This window comes from Arthrobacter globiformis (assembly GCF_030818015.1).
Taxonomy (GTDB): domain Bacteria; phylum Actinomycetota; class Actinomycetes; order Actinomycetales; family Micrococcaceae; genus Arthrobacter; species Arthrobacter globiformis_C.
In genome coordinates, this window is record NZ_JAUSZX010000001.1 from 2,336,639 (window position 1) to 2,356,648 (window position 20,010).

At 62.1% G+C, this 20,010-nt stretch carries 18 protein-coding genes; 7 read left to right on the top strand and 11 right to left on the bottom strand.

Annotated elements, in window-relative coordinates; translation table 11 throughout:
• Nucleotides 1-1,490 precede the first annotated feature (1,490 nt).
• The 7 genes from QFZ23_RS10820 to QFZ23_RS10850 form a co-directional block, all read right to left on the bottom strand.
• Nucleotides 1,491-2,999, bottom strand: coding sequence for a glycoside hydrolase family 32 protein (locus QFZ23_RS10820; RefSeq protein ID WP_306922830.1), 1,509 nt, complete (start codon nt 2,997-2,999; stop codon nt 1,491-1,493).
• A gap of 373 nt (nt 3,000-3,372) precedes the next feature.
• A complete protein-coding gene (locus tag QFZ23_RS10825; RefSeq protein ID WP_306922832.1) occupies nt 3,373-4,458 on the bottom strand; it encodes an ATP-binding cassette domain-containing protein in 1,086 nt (361 codons plus the stop codon).
• On the bottom strand, nt 4,455-5,408 hold the full coding sequence (locus QFZ23_RS10830) for an ABC transporter ATP-binding protein (RefSeq protein ID WP_306922834.1): 954 nt from the start codon (nt 5,406-5,408) through the stop codon (nt 4,455-4,457). The genes QFZ23_RS10825 and QFZ23_RS10830 overlap by 4 nt, the downstream gene beginning before the upstream one ends.
• Nucleotides 5,405-6,340: an ABC transporter permease gene (locus QFZ23_RS10835; protein WP_306922836.1), complete on the bottom strand. Its 936-nt coding sequence runs from the start codon at nt 6,338-6,340 to the stop codon at nt 5,405-5,407. Before QFZ23_RS10835 ends, QFZ23_RS10830 begins: the two co-directional genes overlap by 4 nt.
• Before the next feature lie 10 nt (nt 6,341-6,350).
• On the bottom strand, nt 6,351-7,328 hold the full coding sequence (locus tag QFZ23_RS10840) for an ABC transporter permease (protein WP_306922837.1): 978 nt from the start codon (nt 7,326-7,328) through the stop codon (nt 6,351-6,353).
• Between the two features lie 105 nt (nt 7,329-7,433).
• Entirely contained in the window at nt 7,434-8,975 is a 1,542-nt protein-coding gene (locus QFZ23_RS10845) for an ABC transporter substrate-binding protein (RefSeq protein ID WP_306922839.1), read from the bottom strand.
• A gap of 214 nt (nt 8,976-9,189) precedes the next feature.
• Nucleotides 9,190-10,260, bottom strand: a complete 1,071-nt coding sequence (locus QFZ23_RS10850; RefSeq protein ID WP_306922841.1) for a LacI family DNA-binding transcriptional regulator — start codon at nt 10,258-10,260, stop codon at nt 9,190-9,192.
• 1,489 nt (nt 10,261-11,749) lie between these two features.
• Between QFZ23_RS10850 and QFZ23_RS10855 the strand changes: the two genes are divergently transcribed.
• Nucleotides 11,750-12,241, top strand: coding sequence for a hypothetical protein (locus QFZ23_RS10855; protein WP_306922843.1), 492 nt, complete (start codon nt 11,750-11,752; stop codon nt 12,239-12,241).
• A gap of 454 nt (nt 12,242-12,695) precedes the next feature.
• Entirely contained in the window at nt 12,696-12,983 is a 288-nt protein-coding gene (locus QFZ23_RS10860; protein WP_306922845.1) for a hypothetical protein, read from the top strand.
• 64 nt (nt 12,984-13,047) lie between these two features.
• On the opposite strand, the gene QFZ23_RS10865 is transcribed toward QFZ23_RS10860, so the two are convergent.
• On the bottom strand, nt 13,048-13,338 hold the full coding sequence (locus QFZ23_RS10865; RefSeq protein WP_306922847.1) for a DUF4235 domain-containing protein: 291 nt from the start codon (nt 13,336-13,338) through the stop codon (nt 13,048-13,050).
• A gap of 290 nt (nt 13,339-13,628) precedes the next feature.
• Here QFZ23_RS10865 and QFZ23_RS10870 point away from each other — a divergent pair, with 290 nt between their 5' ends.
• The 5 genes from QFZ23_RS10870 to QFZ23_RS10890 all read left to right on the top strand — a co-directional run bounded on the left by QFZ23_RS10870 (nt 13,629) and on the right by QFZ23_RS10890 (nt 17,627).
• On the top strand, nt 13,629-13,925 hold the full coding sequence (locus tag QFZ23_RS10870; RefSeq protein WP_306922848.1) for a hypothetical protein: 297 nt from the start codon (nt 13,629-13,631) through the stop codon (nt 13,923-13,925).
• A 609-nt stretch (nt 13,926-14,534) separates the two neighbouring features.
• The gene (locus QFZ23_RS10875; protein ID WP_306922850.1) at nt 14,535-14,798 is read left to right on the top strand and encodes a hypothetical protein; all 264 of its coding nucleotides are present in this window, start codon (nt 14,535-14,537) and stop codon (nt 14,796-14,798) included.
• Between the two features lie 338 nt (nt 14,799-15,136).
• The gene (locus tag QFZ23_RS10880) at nt 15,137-15,514 is read left to right on the top strand and encodes a hypothetical protein (protein WP_306922851.1); all 378 of its coding nucleotides are present in this window, start codon (nt 15,137-15,139) and stop codon (nt 15,512-15,514) included.
• A gap of 500 nt (nt 15,515-16,014) precedes the next feature.
• On the top strand, nt 16,015-16,575 hold the full coding sequence (locus QFZ23_RS10885) for an RNA polymerase sigma factor (RefSeq protein WP_306922853.1): 561 nt from the start codon (nt 16,015-16,017) through the stop codon (nt 16,573-16,575).
• Nucleotides 16,572-17,627, top strand: a complete 1,056-nt coding sequence (locus tag QFZ23_RS10890) for a CU044_5270 family protein (RefSeq protein ID WP_306922855.1) — start codon at nt 16,572-16,574, stop codon at nt 17,625-17,627. Before QFZ23_RS10885 ends, QFZ23_RS10890 begins: the two co-directional genes overlap by 4 nt.
• A gap of 107 nt (nt 17,628-17,734) precedes the next feature.
• Here the strand turns inward: QFZ23_RS10890 and QFZ23_RS10895 are convergent, their stop codons facing one another.
• From QFZ23_RS10895 to istA, 3 genes are all read right to left on the bottom strand, one after another.
• On the bottom strand, nt 17,735-17,869 hold the full coding sequence (locus tag QFZ23_RS10895) for a hypothetical protein (protein WP_306922856.1): 135 nt from the start codon (nt 17,867-17,869) through the stop codon (nt 17,735-17,737).
• Between the two features lie 97 nt (nt 17,870-17,966).
• Nucleotides 17,967-18,755: an IS21-like element helper ATPase IstB gene (istB, locus tag QFZ23_RS10900; RefSeq protein WP_306922858.1), complete on the bottom strand. Its 789-nt coding sequence runs from the start codon at nt 18,753-18,755 to the stop codon at nt 17,967-17,969.
• Nucleotides 18,755-19,969, bottom strand: a complete 1,215-nt coding sequence (gene istA / locus QFZ23_RS10905; RefSeq protein WP_306922860.1) for an IS21 family transposase — start codon at nt 19,967-19,969, stop codon at nt 18,755-18,757. Before istA ends, istB begins: the two co-directional genes overlap by 1 nt.
• Between the last annotated feature and the right edge of the window lie 41 nt (nt 19,970-20,010).

The following is a 20,010-nucleotide window of genomic DNA, read 5'->3' on the forward strand; positions in this document are numbered from 1 at the left end:
AGAAGTCCCGCCGTCGTCCGCTTGCCTTATGTACGTCACTCCTGAGGTGGGGACCTGCCAGTCGTCGATGGCGACATCGCGCCGCTCCCGCGCCCCGGACACGTCGTGCTTTTCGTATCCGAGGTGTTCGTCCATTTCACTATCAGTTCTCCCCGCCAGGCGACGCCCGGCGTGTCAGGCCATCCGGCCGATCTACCGTTATTCAGACAGTCCCGTCATGCCTTCTTCTGTGTCTCCGCCCATGAGAGATGTTCGAAGGAGGTCACAACGCTATGACGTTCATTGAATCCCTGCCATTGGCTTGCTCTGGACAGAGGCCCCGGGCCGCGGTCGCGGATTGGATACCGGCTATGCCTGGAAGAAGGGTGCCACGCGTCCGAGCGGCGGGGCGGGCCGTTGAGAGGGAACCTTTGCCCTGAAGTGATGCACCTCGTTGAGTGGCGGCCTCAAAACGGGCACAAAGAGGGTGTGGACAGTGTCCACACCCTAGGCTTCGGATTCGGTTGTACCGGTATCGGACTGGGCCGGATTGGAGATGTTTTCGGGAAAGTGGCGGATTTTCAGGGGGATCGGCTGGTTCGAGTCCCACCTCGGGCACGTGTTTTCCCTGTTCAGAGGCTTGTAGGTCTCTGACTGTGGACAATTTGTTCACTTGTCGGCCCCTTCGGGGGCCTTTTCTATTGGTGGCCGGTGCTGTGGCCGGTTGCCTCCTTCCCTAGTTGGAGCGACGGTTTGTCGTTCTATACCAGTTCATGGGCGTTCATCGTTCTTCGGACATGACCTGAGAACAATCTGGCGCGAGTTTCTTTATCGCATCGCTGGGTGTTCACCAGGTTCCTCCTTAGCGGCTGTTGGTGGCTGTTCTGCTTCTTCATGGTCGGTGCGGGGGAGGGCGGCATGACGTGCGCCCAACCCGTTGGGAACCGGTGTCGCCGGCGCCCACAGGCCGTCCGATACTGCCTGACGGTGAGGCAGCACTGCTCTAGGTTGTTGCCCATGATTCTCACCGCCCTTCTTCCGTGGATTGAGGGTTTTCCGTCGATAGCTGTTCATGGTTGCCGTCGGGGTCCACTGCATGACGCTGTGGATTTTTACCGCAATGTCCCGAACCGAGGTACGGCTGCCTGGCTGGTCTCTCATGGTTGTTCATTGCCGGCCTGCTGGATCACCGCATGACGGAATGATGAGCCGCGGAAGCACCCTTAGCGGCGCCCATACGTCACGCTGTGGGGTGCGGCTCTGTCTTCTTGGGCGACTCGTCTGCCGACGTCCGGAAAGCCCGCCCGCCAGGCATGGCCTCTCTTGCCCAACCTGTCTCGACCTCTGTGGCGATGCATCAGGGTGTCCCTGTCGTGTTGGCATCCAAGAGTTCCGGGAGCCGCCGTCAGAAACGAAGGAAACGAACCCTACCTCGACACCCGGCGGCTCCCCTGCCCGACTGTCAGGTTGAGGGGTGGTTCAACCTGATGGCAGCCCCGTGGGTACCCGCTCTACGCAACCTGTGTGATCTGCAGGTAGTTCACGGTTGCTGTTCCGCCGGTTGCGTAGACGGCCACGTCGGTACTGGTGTCGGCCGGAAAGATTAGCTCGGTCATGGTGACCTGACCGCCTTGGGCGAATATTTCAACAGAGCAGTGGTCCACGAAGATTGTGAGGTGATAGCCCCCGTCCAACGGTTGAATGGGAGCGGAGTCGCAAGAGGGGAAGGTCTCATGGAAATCTGTAATCCCTGATTCCCGGCGGTCCACAACCAAGGAGTCTTCTCCGGGCCGGATGCCCACCCGCGTCCCCTGCACGCCATCTCCCCGGACGATAAGACCGAATTCCTCCCCGCTTCCGGGCGCGAAAGTAGCGTCAATGCGCTGGACCGTTCCGGCCGCGCCGTCCAAAACCAGCGTCGTATCGGAAATGGTAGTTTCTGAAAGGGTGAAGGATTTGGACGGGTCGGCCAGCGCTGCCCAATCACCCACGGGCTGCTGCATCAGGCTCAAATTGCCGTCGCTGGCAGTGAGTGTGATTTCGCGGGCGAGGCTCATGGGGCTGCGCCAGGGTGTGGTGGGGATGTGGTTGGCGTATTCCCAGTTATTCATCCAGGCGATCATGAGGCGGCGGTTATCCGGGGCGTCGTAAAAGGAGACGGCGGCGTAGTAGTCCCGGCCCCAGTCCAGCCACTGGTATTCGCCCAGCCGGTCAGGGTCCTGGAGGCCTTCGCTGACAGTGCTGGCCGAGATGAATGATTTCCCGTCGAAGTCGCCAACGAAGTATTGGCCGGCTGAGCCGTTGTTGGGTCCGCCGGGGTTGAGGTTGACGGTTAGGACCCACTTGAGGTTTTCCGGGTCGCCGTCCACAGGAAGGGGGATCAGGTCCGGGCATTCCCAGATGCCGCCGGTGGCGTTCGCCGGGCCGAAGGTACTCAGCAGTTCCCAGTTCTTCAGGTTGTCGGATTTGTAGAAGACCACCTGGAAGTCTTTGGCTTCGACAGCGACCATCACCCAGTAGGTGCCCGCGTCGCCGTCATACCGGATGACTTTGGGGTCGCGGAAGTCGGCGGACCCGCGGTTGAGCACGGGGTTGCCTGTGTGTTTGGTCCAGGTGTAGCCCCCGTCCAGGCTATGAGCAAGGGACTGGGCCTGGACGCCCTCATGCTCGGAGCCAGGTTTGTAGGCGCTGGTGTAAATGGCCACAAGGGGGGCAACGGATTCGGTGCCGAAGCCGCTGGTGTTGTCCCGGTCATAGACGATGCTGCCGGAGAAGATCTCTTCGTTCTCATCACAGGCGATGGCGACAGGGTGTTCGGTCCAGGTCAGCAGGTCCGTGGAAGTGGCGTGTCCCCAGGACATGTTTCCCCAGACGTTTCCCTGCGGGTTGTTCTGGTAGTAGAGGTGGTAGACGCCGTCATGAAAAATCAGGCCGTTTGGGTCATTGAGCCAGGTATTCCCGGCTGCGTAGTGCAGGGCCGGCCGGAAGGTCTCAGTTATCGTGTCGGTCGCGGCAGTCATGAAGGTGAGGTCTCATTTCTTGGGCAGGAGTGGTCTCTGCAGGTCCCGTAGGAATGCCGGCAGGTGGATGAGTGGAGCTGGTGGGCGGATGGGGGAGACGCCGACTCACCGCTGAGGAGAGTTAGGGGGCACTTTTTGTCGTTGTCGTGGGCCGCTGGTAGTCCTCGACAATGTCGACGCCGACCTTCTCGGGCTGGGAGACGTAGCCGTCCCATTCCTGATCGACTCGCTCCGGTGGGCGAAGGTGCCCTCCGGGTTGTACTGGTAGAAGAGGTGATAGGGGCCGTTCCACTGGCATACGCCGTAGTGACCTTGGAGCCAACCGGCAGCGGAAACCAAGTAGAAGCGGTAGCGAGCGGGTGGGTCTGTTCTGTCATGGGGTTTGCTTGGCTGTAGGTTCAGTTGCCAGCGTGGGTTCAGCTGCCAGTGCATGGCCGCCGGCACCAGCACGTGGGCGGTAGAGGTGGCAGCGCACCCAGTGGCGGTTTTCGGGGTCGCCCACGCGATGGCGAACGGGTTCCTCGGCCGAGCAGGTCTGGTTTGGGTCGCCGTCGAAAGCGCAGCTGGTCGACGCCATCACAGCCTGCCGCAGCTCGGCACGGCGGACAGGATCGTAAGAGCCCGCCCGGGCCGGATCCGGGACGGCCGAGACCAGCAGCTGCGTGTACGGGTGGGCCGGGTTGGCCAGGAGATCCAAGGACTCGCCCTCTTCAACGAGCTCTCCCGCGAACATGACCGCCGTCCGGTCCGCCAGGTATCGGGCCGAGGCGAGGTCGTGGGTGATGTAGAGCATGGAGATTCCCTGCTCATCGCGGAGCTTTCGCATCAGGTTCAGCACGCCGATCCGGACCGAAACATCCAGCATGGAGGTGGGTTCGTCGGCGAGGATGACCCGTGGTTCCACGGCAAGGGCCCGGGCAACCGCGACTCGTTGGCGCTGCCCGCCGGAGAGCTCGTGCGGGTAGGAGTTCAGCATGTCGGCCTGCAGGCCCACGGTGGTCATGAGCTCCTCGAGTCGCTGCTGCGTCGCTGTCTCGGAGCTGCCGCCCTTCCGGTGGATCGCCAGCGACCTCCGCAGGAAGTGCTCCACTCTGTGGGCAGGATTCAGCGAGCCGAAGGGATCCTGGAAGACCATCTGCAGTTGCGAGCGGAAGGCTCGCGATGCCTGGACACGGTCGCGCTTGAGGACGTCGACGCCGTCGAGCAGGATCGCGCCGGAGCTCGGCTTCTCGAGCCGGGCAACGCAGCGGGCCAGGGTGCTCTTACCCGACCCAGACTCTCCCACGAGGGCCACGATTTCGCCGCGGCCGATGGTCAGGTCGACGCGGTGCAGTGCCCGGACCGACTGACGGGAGAACAGACCGCCAATGGGGAACGACTTACCCAGTCCGCGGACCTCGAGGGCGGGGGTTTGGGTGGAAACGTCTGGACGTGAGGAAGACAGTACAGCGTGGCTCATCGTGCGGCTCCTTCCAGGACGGCTGCTTCAGCGTCGGCACTGACAGATGCCACGAAATGGCCGGGTGCTGCTTCGGTGAGGTCCGGGATGTTCCGGAACTTCACGCCGTCGGGCAGTCCGGTCAGCGAAACCCTCGGACCGGTGAGCGGCGGGAATGCACCCATCAGGGCCTGCGTGTAGGGGTGGCGGGGGTTGGTGTAGACGTCATGGGCTTTCGCGGTCTCCACGATCCGGCCTCCGTACATCACGGCCATGCGGTGCGAGAGCTCCACCATGAGGGACATGTCGTGGGTGATGAAGAGGACGGAGAAGCCCAGTTCGCGTTGGAGTTCCTTGATTTGGGCCATGATTTCCTGCTGCACCACCACGTCCAGCGCGGTGGTAGGTTCGTCGAGGATCAACAGGGACGGCTTGAGCGCCACGGCCATGGCGATCACGGCGCGCTGCCGCATGCCGCCCGAGAGCTGGTGCGGGTAGGACTTGAGGCGTGCGGGGTCGATCCTCACCAATTCGAGCAACTCACCGGCACGCCGCAGCGAGTCCTTACGCGAGTAGCCCGCATGAGTGGTGAAAATATCCATGATCTGCTCGCCGATGGTCAGCACCGGGTTCAGCGAGTTCATGGCCGACTGGAACACCATGGCCACGTCCTGCCAGCGGAAACGCCGCAGCTCCTCCGGGCTCATGGCCAGGACGTCCTTGCCGCCAAAGGAGATGCTGCCGCCGGCGATCTTCGCGGGATCCTTAAGGAGCCGCATGATCGAGTTGGCGATGGTCGACTTCCCACAGCCGGACTCGCCCGCCAGCCCGAACACCTCACCGGTGCCGATGCTGAAGGAAACACGGTCGACGGCGGTGGTGGAGCGGGTGTCGCCGACGTACTTTACGGTGAGGTTCCTGACCTCCAGGACGGGCTCGTGGGAGCCGAAGGAAACTTGGGAGACAGTCACTTGGCGGCGCTCCTTTCGGTAATTTTTGGGGTTTTGATCTTCCGCAGCCGCGGATTAGTGACTTCGTCCACGGCGTAGTTGATGAGCGACAGTGCGAACGCGACCAGCGCGATGCAAACACCCGAGGGAACAAAGACCCACCAGCTGCCGGTCAGTAGGGCGCCCTCATTGCCGGCCCAGAAGAGGTTGTTGCCCCAGGAAACGGTGCTCACGTCACCCAGGCCAAGGAACTCCAGGCCTGCCTGGGCGCCGATGCCGTAGATCACGCAGGCCAGCAGGGTACCCATGACGATCGAGGCCATGTTCGGCAGGATCTCGCGGAACATGATCCGGCCCGCCCGTTCGCCGGAAACCACGGCCGCGGCCACAAAGTCCTTTGAGCGGATGGACAGCGCCTGAGAGCGCAATACACGTGCCGACCCAGCCCAGCCAGTGACCACGAGGACCAGGATCACGGTTCCCAAACCCGGCGGCAGGAACGCGGCCAGGATGACAAGGAGCGGCAGTCCGGGCAGGAGCAGGAAGACGTTGGTCACCAGGGACAGTGCTTCGTCAATGAACTTGCCAAAGTACGCCGAGGCCAGGCCCACCAAAATGCCAATGAAGGTGGATGCGAAGCCCACAGTCAACCCGACGAACAGGGAACTGCGGGAGCCGTGGACAGTCAGGGCAAGCACGTCCTGACCTTTAGCCGTGGTGCCGAGCCAGTGCTCGGGAGACGGTTCCAGCGAGGCCATCGCGGTGATCCTGGACGGGTCGCCGGGGAACAGCACGGGGGCCAGCAACGCAAGCGCGATGAACACGAGCATCACGATCATGCCCCCCAGGGCCTTCTTGTTGGTGATAAGTCCGTGGACGAAACTGCGGTTGGGCTTGCGGGCAGCTGTGGGCTCAGTGGGCTCACTGGGCTGCTTCAGAATTGCGGTTGTCATGATGGGTCCCTCAGTTGCTGCGCACGCGCGGGTCGAGGCGGACGTAGAGGATGTCCACCAGGAAGTTGGCCAGCAGCACGGCGGCGGTGATGGTCAGGAACAGGCCCTGCATAAGCGGGTAGTCGAGGCCTTGGACGGCGTTGAGGAGCTGGTAGCCGACGCCGGGATACGCGAACACCACCTCGGTCAGCATGGCACCGCCCACCACGAAGCCCAGGCCCATGCCGAAACTTGTCACGGAGGGGAGCATGGCGTTGCGTGCGGCGTAGCGGAACATGATGCGTCCCGGACGTAGTCCCTTGGCCCCGGCCATGGTGATGTAGTCCTCGGAGTTGGTTGCGATCATCGTGTTGCGCATGCCCAGCATCCACCCGCCGATCGACACCAGCACGATTGTCAGCGCCGGAAGCACCAAGTGGGCGCCGACGTCGGAAAGGAACTCCCAGGTGAAGCCGGGTTCCACACCGTCCGTGAACGCGTGGCGCAGCGGCGACCAGCCCAGCACTACGCCGAACAGGTACAGCGCGCCCATAGCTAGCCAGAAGTATGGGAAGGAGCCGATGAAGATCAACACTGGCGGCAGTGCGGAGTCGATCGCGCCGCCTCGCCGCCAGGCGGCCAGGATGCCGAGCAAGTTACCTGCGACGGCGGCAATCACCAGTGCGGTGCCGCCGAGCAGGAGGGTCCAGCCGATCTGGGCGGCGATGACCTCGGTGACCGGGGCGGGGAAGCGGGAAATCGAAATGCCCATGTTGCCCGTGACAATGTTGTGCAGATAGTCGATGTACTGCTCCCAGATGGGACGGTCGTCCACACCGAGCAGCTTACGCAGTGCGTCGATCTGTTCAGGCTGCATCTTGCCCTGGGTACGGGCAAACATGCGCGAGACGGGGTCACCGGGCATGAAGCGCGGGAGCAGGAAGTTCAAGGTGATGGACGCCCAGAAGGCGATCAGGTAGAAACCCAGTCGGCGCAGGATAAAGCGCACGGTTTCCTCCATTCAGGTATTGCGGTAATGGGGAGGGGGCGGCATGCCCGGCGCGGTGATCCGGCGCCGGGCATGCCGGGCTGCTGGGCCTGCGGGGCCCAGCTGTTACTTGCGCGGTTCCAAAGTGGTGAGAATCAGCACCGTGGTAGGAGAACGATCGGAAAGTGTGGCATAAGGATTGTCCTGCGACGGCCATCCCGTGAAGTGGACGTCCGTGTAGTCGCCCCATTCAGGTCCTGAGAACAGCGGCACCAGCGGGGCGGCGTCGTTGTATTCTTCCTGGAGCTTGTACGCGACGTCCTTCTGCTTGGCTTCATCGCCGGCGGCAACGAAATCCTGCAGGAGCGCATCGGCTTTGGGGTCACCAAAGCGGTGGTAGTTGTCGAACGTCTTGGTGCCGACCGGCTTCACTGTGGCGCTGCCCATGGCATTGTTGAGGTACTTGAACGGGCTGGGATCGTTGGCGCTCCAGACAATGCCGGAGTCAAACGTGCCCTGTTCGTATCCGGCCACCACGGAGGCCCAGTCCGGAGAGTCCACCTTGGCCGTGACTCCCACTGCTTGGAGGTTCTGTGAGATCACGTTGGCTACGGACAGCCAGTCGGAGGAGCTGGCGCCCACGGAGATCTTGAACTCGAAAGGCGTTCCATCCTTCAAGGTGCGCTTGCCGTCGGCCCCCTTGGGGTAGCCGGCTTCGTCCAAGACTTTGTTGGCTTCGTCCACGTTGAGCTTGGTCCAGCTGCAGTTGTCCTTGACGGCCGGGTTCTTCCACTTCTCGTAGTTGCCGGAAAGGCCGGTGCAGTCGGCGGGCTGGGCGTAGCCGCTCATCCCGATCTTGGTCACTTGGTCGCGGTCCACGGCCATGCTGAGCGCCTTGCGCACCTTTGGGTCGTTAAACGGAGCCTTGGTGGTGTTGAGCTGCCAATTGATCATGGCACCCGTGGGCGGGAACCAGTAGTGGCGGTGCTCCTTATCTTTGGAGATGAAGGTCTTCTCGATGTTTGGGATGAACTGGGTGGACCAGTCGACATCCCCGTTGACGCTGGCCAGATTGGCTGCGTCGTTGCCGGACATTGCAAGCATCTTGATGCCAGCAATCTTCTGTTTTTCCGGCTGCCAGTAGTTGGGGTTTTTCTTGAGTGCGTAGGACTGAGCCTGGAAGGAATCGACCTCCGTGTAAGGTCCTGTTCCCACGGGCGTGGCGTTGGGGTACTTCGCCGGGTCGGCGATCGCAGACCAGATGTGCTTGGGCAGAATGGGTAGCTGGCCCACTTCGTAGAGCGCCGGAGACCAAGGCTTGTTGAAGGTGAAGGTCACCTTGTTGGTTCCCTCGGCGGTGGCGCCGACGAGGTACTCGTAGCCGCCCTTGAGCTTCTTCTGCAGCTCGAACGTGTAGGCGACGTCGTCGGCCACGAGTGGCTTGCCATCGGACCACTTCACACCGTCGCGCAGGGTGAACGTGATGGATTTGCCGTCAGCAGCAGTCTTCCATTCGGTGGCGAGCCACGGCGTCGTGTCTCCCTTGGCCGGGTTGAAGACCAACAGGGGTTCGTAGATCGCCTGGTTGACCATGGGATTCACCGCGGGCGCAAAGGGATTGAAGTTGCGGTCGAAGGTGCTCATGTCTTCCCGTGGGATGGTGAGCATGGCGTTCGCGTTCGCTCCGGCGTCGGTGCCGGCGGACTTGTTGACGGTGGCTGCACAGCCTGTTGCAGCATTGCGCCTACCGCCAGCCCGGCCGCGGTGATGCGGGCAGACCTCAGGTATCGGGGTTGTGTCATGATGGGTATCTCTTTCCTATCTTCATCAGCAAGGTGAAGGGGTGGGTAAGGGGTTTGCTCTTCGAAACTTGATTTCGCGGTCAGACGGAAGAGCGTTCTAGCAGCGGACAGTCGACCATTTGCTGGTCGGCAGTGATCGGCTGTCCTGCTGTCAGAGCGGCGAGCGTCTGGACTCCCAGAGCGCCCATTTTTTCGAATGGCAACGCAACCGTGGTCAGCTTTGGCCTGAGGTAGGCCGCAATGAGTTCCTGGTTGTCGAAGCCGATCACGGCGATGTCTGCGGGGATGGTCAGTCCCCGTTCCTTGATGGCGTCGTAAGCGCCCATCGCCATGCGGTCGTTGAGGCAGAACAGTGCGGTTGGCCTGTCCTGCTTGGGGTAACGGTCCAGGATTTCGCACGCCGCCTCGTAGCCGCCGTCCGCCGTCGCATGCCCGGATACCACCAGTTCCGGATCCAGTTCCAGCCCGGCGCCGGCGAGTGCGTCGCGTGCACCCTTCAAACGCCCGACGGCCGCGGGAATGTGCGGGTCCAGGTTGATGACTCCGATCCTGCTGTGGCCGGCTTGGAGCAACCGCTCGACGGCGACCCGGCCGCCGGCGCGCTCGTCCGGGACGATCGAGGGCAGCTTCCCGTCCGCGTCGAAGCAGTTGATGAGGACCGTGGGCACCTCGTGGGCGCTTTCCGGAACATGCACGCCGCGGTGGTATGTTGCCGCGTACAGAAGTCCTTCCACTCGTTGTTCCAGCAGCTTTTCGGTGGCTGCGTCTTCCAGGCCCTGGTTGGGCCCTACGGCATCGGCCTGGTCGGAAGGCGCGATGAGCAGGAACCGGTGGTCAAGCCAGGCTTGGTCCTGGGCGCCCTTGATGATGTCCACTGCGAACGGGGCCGTAACGATCTCGGTGACGATTCCGTACCAATCACTGCGCTGGGAAGCCAGTGCGCGTGCTCCGGCATTCGGGCGGTAACCCAGTGCCTGCACGGCGTCGTTGATGCGGGTGCGCGTTTCCTCGGAAATGCTGGCGTTTTCGCGGTTGCTCAGCACGAACGAGACCGCTGTCCGGGAGACGCCGGCGTGCTTGGCGACATCACTCATGGTGACACCCCGCTGCCGCACAGCCGCGGCTTTGTTGGGGGTCGTGGTCTTCGCCATTGAATGCTCCGGTGGTCTTCGTCGATCCTGGGTGTGTAGTGCCAGGGTGGGGCTGAGTTGTCCCGCGTTTGCGGTGAGTAACGCGGGTTACCAACAAGATGTGAGCAAGATTACTCGCGTTACTAGAAGGCTGTCAAGGACTTGAACGGCAGGACGCCCTGTCATTGCCATAGTCGTCTGGAGCCGTTGGCGTCTGCAGCAGAGCGGACACCCACCCACGTCTCCCTGGCGACTTGTTCGACGAGGCCGTGGCCCTTGTCATCGGGCACCTCCACGGCCCGTGGTGCGCAGAAGCCGCTCGACTACCGGTCACGGTGGTCGAAGAACTGAGATCCTTTATCGCTGAATTAGCGACCTCAGGCGTCGGCGTGCAGCTCGGCAAGCAGGGGAGATTCTGCCTAGGTAGACACCTCCTAAGTCAACATTCACTGGCGAGAAAATCTGGAAGTTTATATGGATTCAAAACAGGGCGATTTCGTGCATTTCCGGAGGTCAAAGCCATTTCTGCTACCCATCTCCGGCTAATAGTTTGTGACCCATAATCACTTTTTGAGGTATTCGATGCGCCGATGAGACTTCAATCGGCCGCGAACTTGAATTGACCAGCATCGGGCCGCGGTACTTGAGAGTCGCATCTTGGGGGGAGAGCAGCCCACCGTCGGTACATATGCTGTTCCACGAACCTGCAGTTGCTCACCGGCTGATATCAAGCTGGTCGGAGCAAGGCTCCCTTGAAGCTCCCTGGGGCAGAGAAGATCCCCAAAGTGGGCATCGTTGAGCGGCATTGGGCTTCCCGTCCGGAACCTGTTTATCTCGGATCCCGGAAGTCTCCGCACCTTCTTCTGCCATCTCATCCGTAGCGGGTGATCGGACCGGGTTGTCGCTCGAACAGCTCGGGAAAGAAAGCCCCGTAGTAAGGAACCACCTCCAAAGTCAACAATTACTGGCGAATTTTGGGGGATGGGTGTCGCAGGACTCCGCGCCGCCTGACTAAGTACAGCGGCTGTTCAGGTGGAATTTTCGCCACCCATCCCGGACTTGGGAGTTGGTGCGGACTCTGACTGTCCTCAGGTTATGCTTATGCGTCGCGGGGGTGAGGAGTTCACGACTCCAGGCACAGCGGGTCACGAGGTCGCGGCCAAACATGTGTCCGTCTACGACGTCGCGAATGCCGTCGGCCCGTGCCTGTACAGCGATCCAGGCTTCCGTCCGAAAGCGTGCGGAAGGTCGAGACACCGTGCCGGCTCCTGCTGTCTAGGCACTGAACTTCAACCTGGGCACCAGCGGTGCTGATGTGGTTCCGGGCCTGGAACCGGTCAGAGGCATTCCGCACGGTTCAGCGGCTTGCCCGCAAAGCCGGCGTAGAAGGACATCAGCCCGCACGGTCTGCGGCACATTGTCTGCGCTTAGTTCCCCTGTTGCGATAAGCCTTTGAGGTGGGCGGCCCCTCGGTGTCTGGGCTTTGCGTGACAGTAGTGTGGTGTTTCTATTGTCAGAGCTCGTGATTATGAGTTTCTTCTCGTCGCAACGCTGGCAGTCCTGGGATCTCGAGTACAGGCCGGTGATCCCGGAGGGTATGCCGGTGCTGGTCGATGACGACTTGCTGTTCGAGGACGGTCCGGCTGCACCGCGGCCCGCGACACTGGTGAACAGATGGAAGGCCGGGTTGAGCCGGTACGCCGAGCGCCGGGCGGCCGGACCCGTGAAGGGCAGGTTCGCGGCGACGACGTGGGGCCAGCACATGAGCATCCTGTCGCTGTTCTACCGGTGGGCGATTGATGAGGAGTATGCGTCCGCCGAGCCGTTCACCTACCGGTCGGCGCGGGCTCTGTTCGCCGGCACCGGACGGAAGGTAAAGGTGAACCTGGCGGTGCGTGTATGCCGCGCTAAAAAAGGACGGTGCTGGGACGGACATCTGTTCCACTCCACAACCCGGTGTGGTACGAATGGGACGAGCGCACGGAACCGGCTTGCAACTTAGTGTTGGTCCGAATATTTGGAAAGGTAAGGACTAAAGTGCTTTCACTCGGAGTTGTTCTACTAATCCTTGGTTATATTTTCAACATTGGAATCCTGATAACTATTGGGTGGATTCTGGCTGTTGTCGGCCTCGTGCTTTTCGTGCTCGGTGCAATCGGACGCCCTCTTGCCGGAAGACGGTACTGGTACTAATCGCGCCCCGCGCCGCTACAGGGACCGCGCCAGTCCTCCCCGTATACATATTGCCTGGAATGTAATGGGCTGGGGACGTCCCTGGGGGTCCACCAGCCGCTGTTTAGCGCGACGTGGCGATCCCGCCACAGTCTGGGCACTCGTAAATAAGCCACGCAACACCGACCGGGTGTGGGTCCATATGTACGGGATCTGCACGGTCGACTTGATCGCCGTGCCAGGGGCCGATTGAAAGCCGAGAACCTTGCCTGAACAGGGGAAACGTGGGCCTGAACCGACCCACCTCGGTTGAGGCGGCGATCCATGAACTGGTGGATCTTGCTTGGAATCTTGTCTACGACCTGCTTCAAGAGCGGGGCTTGCTGGGCGACGGGCTGGACCTCGAGGAATACACCGGGATCCACTCCTGGGTGGACGGCCTCACCCGATGCACCGTGGTCCACTCGAGGTCGGTGGCCGTCCTGTTCCTGGACACCCGGCCTGTGGACGCCATCGTGTTCCATCACGACCTGCTCGGCGCCGACGACCCGAAAAGCTTCCTTACTCTGTAGGTCTACGTGCCTCACTGGGAGCGTCCGGCGACATGCTGGCGCATAATATGCAATGGGTGGCCGGTCAGTTCCCGGGCCATTCTCCGGTCCAACGTTCGAAGAGCCGCGCTCCGCCGCGGTCGATGAGCGTCTTTATCACAGCGTAAATAGCGCCCTGTATGGCGGCGGTGATGAGGATCTCTTTCAGCGCATAATCGGTGGACAGGGGGTTGGGTGCCTCGCCCCGGTCGCCTGGGGCGGCGTGCTTCCACACCTGTTTGAAGATTTGGCCAGCGATGATGCCGCCGATCATTCCTGAAGCCAGCCCGATCGGCCGATACAGTTTCGCTGGCTTGCTGGTGGGTATCTTGACCATGACATCCCTCGGGTACAACAGGGGCCGGCCGCTCGAACGCGGCGCCGGGTGGCTACCCAAATTACTCCAAACACCGCCACGGCGTAACCCGTTCAGGCGTGGTCGTGGTCCATTCCAGCGAAATTGCGTCCTGTTCGTGGACAGCCGTCCGGTGGACGCGATCGTCTTCCGCCACGACCTGCTAGGCGCCGACGACCCGAAATAATTCTTCACCGTTCCGGGGTGAAGTCGGAATCTCGTTTTAGTCCGTCGTTCATGTGCCCGCTACTGCCCGCTGGTAGTGTCCGGTCATGGACGAACTACTGATAACTCCAACCGCGACCGCCGAATCCCTTGCCGGCCGCAAGGGATTCGACGAGAACTTCCTTGGCCATCCCGTCCCGCTGCCTGCTCTGGCCGGAACGGAGACAAGCCTGCTTCCCTACACGCACTTCTCAGTGCTGATGCGCCCGGACAAGCGCCTCGCAGCCGTCACCGGCGTGGGCATCGACGGCAGCACGCTGATGGACCTCGACCGCGCAGGAATCCCCTGGAAGCTCGATCCCCGTCTTGCCGCGGACCAGCAGACCAACACTGGTCCTTCCTGAGAACTTCTCTACAAGAACAAGAACGCTCCGTGGGCTCGTTGGGAACGGAAACAGTTCGCCGTTTAGCGTCATGCCCCTTGCCCCCTGATTACGACTTCTTGGCCGTATTTGGCCAGTCTTGGTGGAGAGCCGATTTTCCGCCCGGTCAGGGTTCCCGTGGGGGCCACTGCCTAGGCCCGACGTTATGTAGGTCTTACTCATGACATTTATCCCGGGTACCTTGAACCATGAAGAGTTGGAGCGTTGGGGCAAGGACATTGTTCTTGCTAGTTATTTTCGGGCCTCTCGATTCTTTTGCGGGTGTTACTTCCCGACGACGTAGGTACGACGGGGGTCACGGTTCTTGGGCTGACTTTTGCTGCGTATTTGGTCACTATCGTTCTTCTGCACCGCAGGAGATCAGCTCCTCCGCAAGATTAGTGGCTTAAGGTCCGTAGAAGGTTGGCCTTATGAGGACAGCCCCGTACTCGAGACAACTTCCCCCACGAAAGCTCGAGAGCTGCGGAGTATGCTCGGGCCATGCTGCGAGCTCTAGCAAGGGCCAAGAAGACGAATTGGCAGTGGATTATTGGGATAAGTGTTTCTCCACTTGCCTTAGGAAGCTGCGCGATGATCCCAGGAGAGGCAAACGTCACCCCCGGCAAATCTGACCGCTGGGTCGTAGGCGTGGCCGGCCCGAGGAGCGGCGTGATAGACCCGTGCCTCGAATACCCGATTATCGAGGAGTCAATTCAAAGTGCAAATCTGCCGTCGACGCACTTGAGCATCAAACTTCGCGAAGCGGCGAAAGAAGAAGATGCTGAGCGTATCGCAGACTGCCTTCGACGCCGCCTAAAAAGCGGCGACGTATCCATCATTAGCCCCAAGACCTGAAGCAGCCGGCGGGACTGACCCAACTGCCCGGTCAGCGTTCTTGAAATGAGGACTTGGCGGGCCGTCATGGACTAGACCTCTGCAACTGTTCCAGCTGGGGTTCGACCAACGGGCACCAAGGGCACGCTGATCGACCGTCTAACGGGCGGTCGCAACCTGGGGCCGGCCCACCGATGTCATTTTCCGAAGTCGTCTGCACGGAACGTCAGGAGTCCTCTGCACTACAGGAACAGCTCATCTGGGGCGGGGCGGGTCGAGCAAGGATCCAGCGGGCCCGCCTGATTGGTGGTGCGGCTTGGCTAATTCGTTGGTGAGGCGTGCATGCCACAATGAGGCCCATGACTCGAATCCTCATGATCGGCATCCACGCGCGAGCCCTCGACTATAGCAAGCTGCCTCCTGGCCTCGACGAGGCCACGATGACCGAACGGATCGAAGCGGGGTTCGGGGCCACTACGGCCGCCGGCTTCGACGCCGTCAACTGCCTGATCGGCACCTCCCCGGACGAGGCCGAAGCAGAGATTCGCTCGGCGTTCGGTCGTGATAGTTTCGGCCTCGTGATGATCGGGGGCGGCATCAGGATGATCCCGGAGTACACCGAGCTCTTCGAACGGATCATCAACGTGTGCAATGCGGTATCGCCCGGAATCACCTTCTGCTTCAACACATCGCCCGAGACGACTCTGGACGCGTTGGAGCGTCACGCCCAGCCGTGAACGTCTGCGACGCGATCCGGTGCGTCGACTAGCCTCGGCGTTTCGTGTCGGCGGTCATGAGATGCGCCTCTGCTCACGTGCGGCTGCGATGTATTGGGAATAGGTGCTCGCCTTACGGGCACTGTTGCGACAGGGAGCGACCAAAAAACGCCGCCACAGAGCGACCAACTCCACACGTGCAGTGTTTCGTGCAAAGGTCAGTGTCGGCGTTCCGCGAATTGGCGCGGCGTCAGGAGCCGCGGACGATGCGGTGTGGCCAGCGCACGAATACGACCGTTACTGGTCACGCTCACTCGCGGCGGCGCCCGGTAAAGGATCCCTCTGCGGGCTGCCGGGTGACAAATAGCGCCGCGAAAAGAACGCCATTTATCGCTGCGATTCACAGACTTTTTTCGGAGGCTTGCCGAATGCAGGTCAGAAACGGTCGTTTTTGACCCGGAAGCCGCCTCTGCTGGGTTGTCCCGGCATGATGGTGGTTGACGGACCGGACAGGTATAGGTATGGGGACACCGCAAACACGAGAGAAACGCGAGGGCCGATTCGCGGCCCTCTACACCGATGCCTATACAGATGTGCTGCGGTTTGTGCAGAGACGGGCCGGGCCACACCGCGCAGAAGACGTCGTCCACAAAGCATTCTTGGTTGCCTGGCGGCGATTCGACGATGTGCCGGCGGGTAGGGATGACGCACGTGCCTGGTTGTTTGGCACAGCCAGACACTGCCTGCTCAACGACCAGCGAAGCCAATTCAGACAGGGCGCCCTCGAAGTGAGAATCGCTGAAGTGACGAAGGGAATCACCGAATCAGAGGATGATCTGGTTGCCTTCCACGTGGATCTGTCCCGTGCCTGGCAGCAACTACGCCCGGAAGACCAGGAAGTCCTCTCTCTTGCCATTTGGGAGAATCTTTCCTCCCCGCAAGCCGGCAGGGTGCTCGGGATTACCGCAGCCACCTACAGGATCCGCCTCTACCGGGCCCGGCTCGTACTGCGCCGGATCCTCAAACACACGACCTCCACGGCGTTCGACCCAGACTATTCAGTTACGGAGCAACTGACATGAAGACTGACACGCACCTCAACGCACTGCGCGCCCTCGATCCGGCCCCGCTTGTAGCAACCGACCCGACCGCCCGGCTTCGGTCCGAGGCCAGACTGCAGCAAATCCTGGCCACTGACACCATGTCCGGCCCCCATCGCCAGTCCCGTCCGGTCCGGCGCCGTGTCCTGATCGCTTCGGCAGCTGCGGCTCTGCTCGTGGGCGGAATCGTATTGGCGGACATTGTAAGGCCTAGTGGTCCGGGAGCAACCGCTGAAGCAGCCGAGGTCCTGAACAACGCGGCGGCAGCAACCATCCAGACCTCCGACCCGGTGGTGGGACCCGGCCAGTACCTGAAAATCGAGACGACGGAGCTCACCGGCGGAGGCATGCAAGCGGCCGATGGAAGTGACATTTCCTGGCAGGAAACGACGGGCGGGCACGTCTATGTTCCGGCAGACAGGGAAGGGGAATGGGTCTGGAACCGTGAAGAGCGTGTCCCCCTTGAGTCCTCCAGTGAAGCCGCTAAGGCCGCAGCAGCCGAGATACGAAAACGGAATGCCTCATCACTGTGGCCGGAAGGGCAGCCCCGCCCGGTCGGGATTCAGCGTGCCCCAGGAGGTGCCTTCTACGGGAACCAGCCAACACTCATTATCGGCACACCTCTCAAGGAAGCCGGCAGTCTGCCCAGGGATCCACAGGCTCTGCTGGACATCATCTACGACCGGACAAAAGGCGCCGGAAAGTCTCCCGAAGCAGAGGCATTCGTCACGATCGCTGACGGTCTGCGCACCGGAGTCGTCCCAGCCGACCTGCGCGCCGCCCTATACAAGGCCGCTGCCCTTATCCCCGGCGTAACCGTCGGGACAGGCAGGCAACAGTCGACGGCAGAACCGGCATCGCTATCGGCATCCCCTCCCGACGGCGGAACGAGGCGCGACATCATCATCGATCCCACCTCGGGACTGGTGATCGGGGAACAGGACGTACTGCTGAAGGACTACCCTGGCGCCCCCGCCGGAACCGTCTCGACCTGGACATCCGTAAAGACATCCGTGGTGAACGCCGCCCCCTAAGCTAAAAACCGAGGGATGACCGCCAAAGGGGCGGCCATCCCTCGGCTACATCAAGGGGTCGTTTTTGAAGGCCCGGAACGGCGCCCTTCGGGCGTTCCAGCTAGGGTTCACCCCTGAGGCAGGTCAGCGAAGTACCTCGCGTGCTGATCGATGATGCCCTGAAGGGCCGGAGCGAAGTGTGCCTCGAGGCCGGTCACGCGCGAGTACCCGTAAGCGGCGCCGATGAGCGCCAGACTGGACACCGCCGCGCAGTCTGCGGCCGGTCGTGGTCGAGCTTGTCAGCGATGGTCGAAAAGTGAGCCATTTCGCGGGTTGAAAACTGAGCCACGTTGACGTTGGTTATTCTGCCGTATTTTCTGGCCGTGTCGAGGGCAACGAGTCCGCTTGCGTGTGTTTGAGCCGGTAGCTGGAGCCCTTGAGGGTAATGACTTCGGCGTGGTGGACGATCCGGTCAATCATGGCCGAGGCCACGACCTGGTCTCCGAAGACGTCACCCCAGCGGGCGAAGGGCAGGTTCGAGGTCAGGATCAGCGAGGCGTGTTCGTAGCGCGATGAGACGAGTTGGAAGAACAGGTTCGCCGCGTCCTGCTCGAACGGGATGTAGCCGACCTCGTCGACGATGATCAGCCCGTAGCGGCGCAGCCTGACCAGTTCCTGTGGCAGCCGCCCATTTTGATGAGCAGCCTGGAGCCGGGCGACCCAGTCGATGGCGGTGGCGAACAGGACCCGGTGGCCGAGCAGGGTGGCCCGGAGGCCGAGCCCGGTAGCGAGATGTGTCTTGCCGGTCCCGGGCGGGCCGAGCAGGACAATGTTGGACGCTTCGCTGAGGAATGCGCCCGTGGCCAGGTGCGCGATGGTGTCGCGTTTGAGGCCGGGCTGGTGGTCGAAGCTGAAGTCCTCGAGCGATTTTCGGGCCGGGAATCCTGCGGCCCTGGCCCGGGCTTCAGCTCCGGAGGCCTCCCTGGCGGCGACTTCCCGGGACAGGACCGCGGCGAGGTATTCCTCGTGGGTCCAGCCGCCGTCTCTTGCCTGGTCAGCGAGCCGGGCCGCTGCTTCCCGGATACGGGGTGCCTTCATGGCCCGGGAGTAGTACTCGATCTGTCCTGCGGTTTCTTTGGCCTCGGGCATCAGGCGACCTGCCCATCATCGAGAACGACGCCGAATGCGCGGTCGTAGTCGGCCAGGTCCCGCACTCCGGCGCGCTCCGCGGGCACCGGGTTTTGGAAGGCTTTCCGCAGCGTCCGGGCAGCGTCGACGTGGACCGGATCGGTGATCGTCAGGCCAGTGCCCCAAGAGCGGGAGTGGTCTCCGACGCTTCTGCCATCCAGGCTGACGCGGACAGTGGCCAGGTCTGCGGTGACGTCGACGAACCTACCGATAGCCTGCGGGTGCACGGAGTAGTCGTTGGATCCCATCCTGACGTAGTAATCCCGTGGGAGCCTGACCCTCGCGGCGAACCCTGTCACCGGCGGAACCGGCGGCAATCCAAGCATCGCCGCCTTGTCCTGAGGGAGAAGTTCCGTGGGCCGGGCACCAATCCGGCGGACCAGCCGGGTATTGGCCTTGAGCAGCCACTCCGCGAGCTGGGCGTTGAAGTCCTCCGGCGAAGCGAAGGACCGTCCCGGCAGGAACGAGGTCTCCAGGAACTGGTTCGTCCGCTCCACGACTCCCTTGCTCTCCGGGTCGTAGGGCCTGACCTGCACGATCCTGGTCGCGAGCACTCCAGCGAACGCCGGTACTCCGGCCGCGAAGCTGTTCCGTCGCCCGATCCCGGTTTCGTTGTCCCAGATCAGCCGCCTCGGAACCGCCCCCAAACCACCGATCAGCTCCCACATCCCGGCCAGCAAATCCCCGGTCATGCGGGACGGAATCATCCGCGCCATGACGAACCGCGAATGCGAGGACACCATGACCAGCACCGGCAGGATCCTTGGCTTTCCCGCCCCAACCGGGATTCGCACCTCCGGGAACCACAGGTCGCACTGCGCCTGATCCCCGGGTTCGTAAGTGATCCGGTCAGCAGGGTCAGCCGGGGCATACTCCGGCCGGATCCTGGCCACGTTTTCCCTGAACCAGGCCGGCGACCCGGACCAGCCCACGCGTTCTGCAAGCACCGTGGCCGGCATCCGCGGGTTCTCCCTCAGCAGCGCCCGTATGGCCGGCTCGACCGCTTTGATCCCGGAGTCCCGAGGCGCCCGAACATACGTCGGCGGGCTCTCAGCGCTGACCGCTTTCGCGACCGTGTTCCGGGAAATGCCCAGCCGCGCCGCTATCGACCTCATCGACTCACCCTCGGCAAGATGCAACCGCCGAATAAGCGCCCAATCCTCCACTGTGATCACCCACCCAATCGTTTGGAACGGGTGGCTCAGTTTTCAACCGG

Coding starts and splice junctions, on each gene's coding strand:
- QFZ23_RS10820 (WP_306922830.1), bottom strand. CDS start 2,999: ATGACTGCCGCGACCGACACGATAACTGAGACCTTCCGGCCGGCCCTG.
- QFZ23_RS10825 (WP_306922832.1), bottom strand. CDS start 4,458: ATGAGCCACGCTGTACTGTCTTCCTCACGTCCAGACGTTTCCACCCAA.
- QFZ23_RS10835 (WP_306922836.1), bottom strand. CDS start 6,340: ATGACAACCGCAATTCTGAAGCAGCCCAGTGAGCCCACTGAGCCCACA.
- QFZ23_RS10845 (WP_306922839.1), bottom strand. CDS start 8,975: ATGCTCACCATCCCACGGGAAGACATGAGCACCTTCGACCGCAACTTC.
- QFZ23_RS10850 (WP_306922841.1), bottom strand. CDS start 10,260: ATGGCGAAGACCACGACCCCCAACAAAGCCGCGGCTGTGCGGCAGCGG.
- QFZ23_RS10865 (WP_306922847.1), bottom strand. CDS start 13,338: ATGGTCAAGATACCCACCAGCAAGCCAGCGAAACTGTATCGGCCGATC.
- QFZ23_RS10870 (WP_306922848.1), top strand. CDS start 13,629: ATGGACGAACTACTGATAACTCCAACCGCGACCGCCGAATCCCTTGCC.
- QFZ23_RS10875 (WP_306922850.1), top strand. CDS start 14,535: ATGATCCCAGGAGAGGCAAACGTCACCCCCGGCAAATCTGACCGCTGG.
- QFZ23_RS10880 (WP_306922851.1), top strand. CDS start 15,137: ATGACTCGAATCCTCATGATCGGCATCCACGCGCGAGCCCTCGACTAT.
- QFZ23_RS10885 (WP_306922853.1), top strand. CDS start 16,015: ATGGGGACACCGCAAACACGAGAGAAACGCGAGGGCCGATTCGCGGCC.
- QFZ23_RS10890 (WP_306922855.1), top strand. CDS start 16,572: ATGAAGACTGACACGCACCTCAACGCACTGCGCGCCCTCGATCCGGCC.
- istB (WP_306922858.1), bottom strand. CDS start 18,755: ATGCCCGAGGCCAAAGAAACCGCAGGACAGATCGAGTACTACTCCCGG.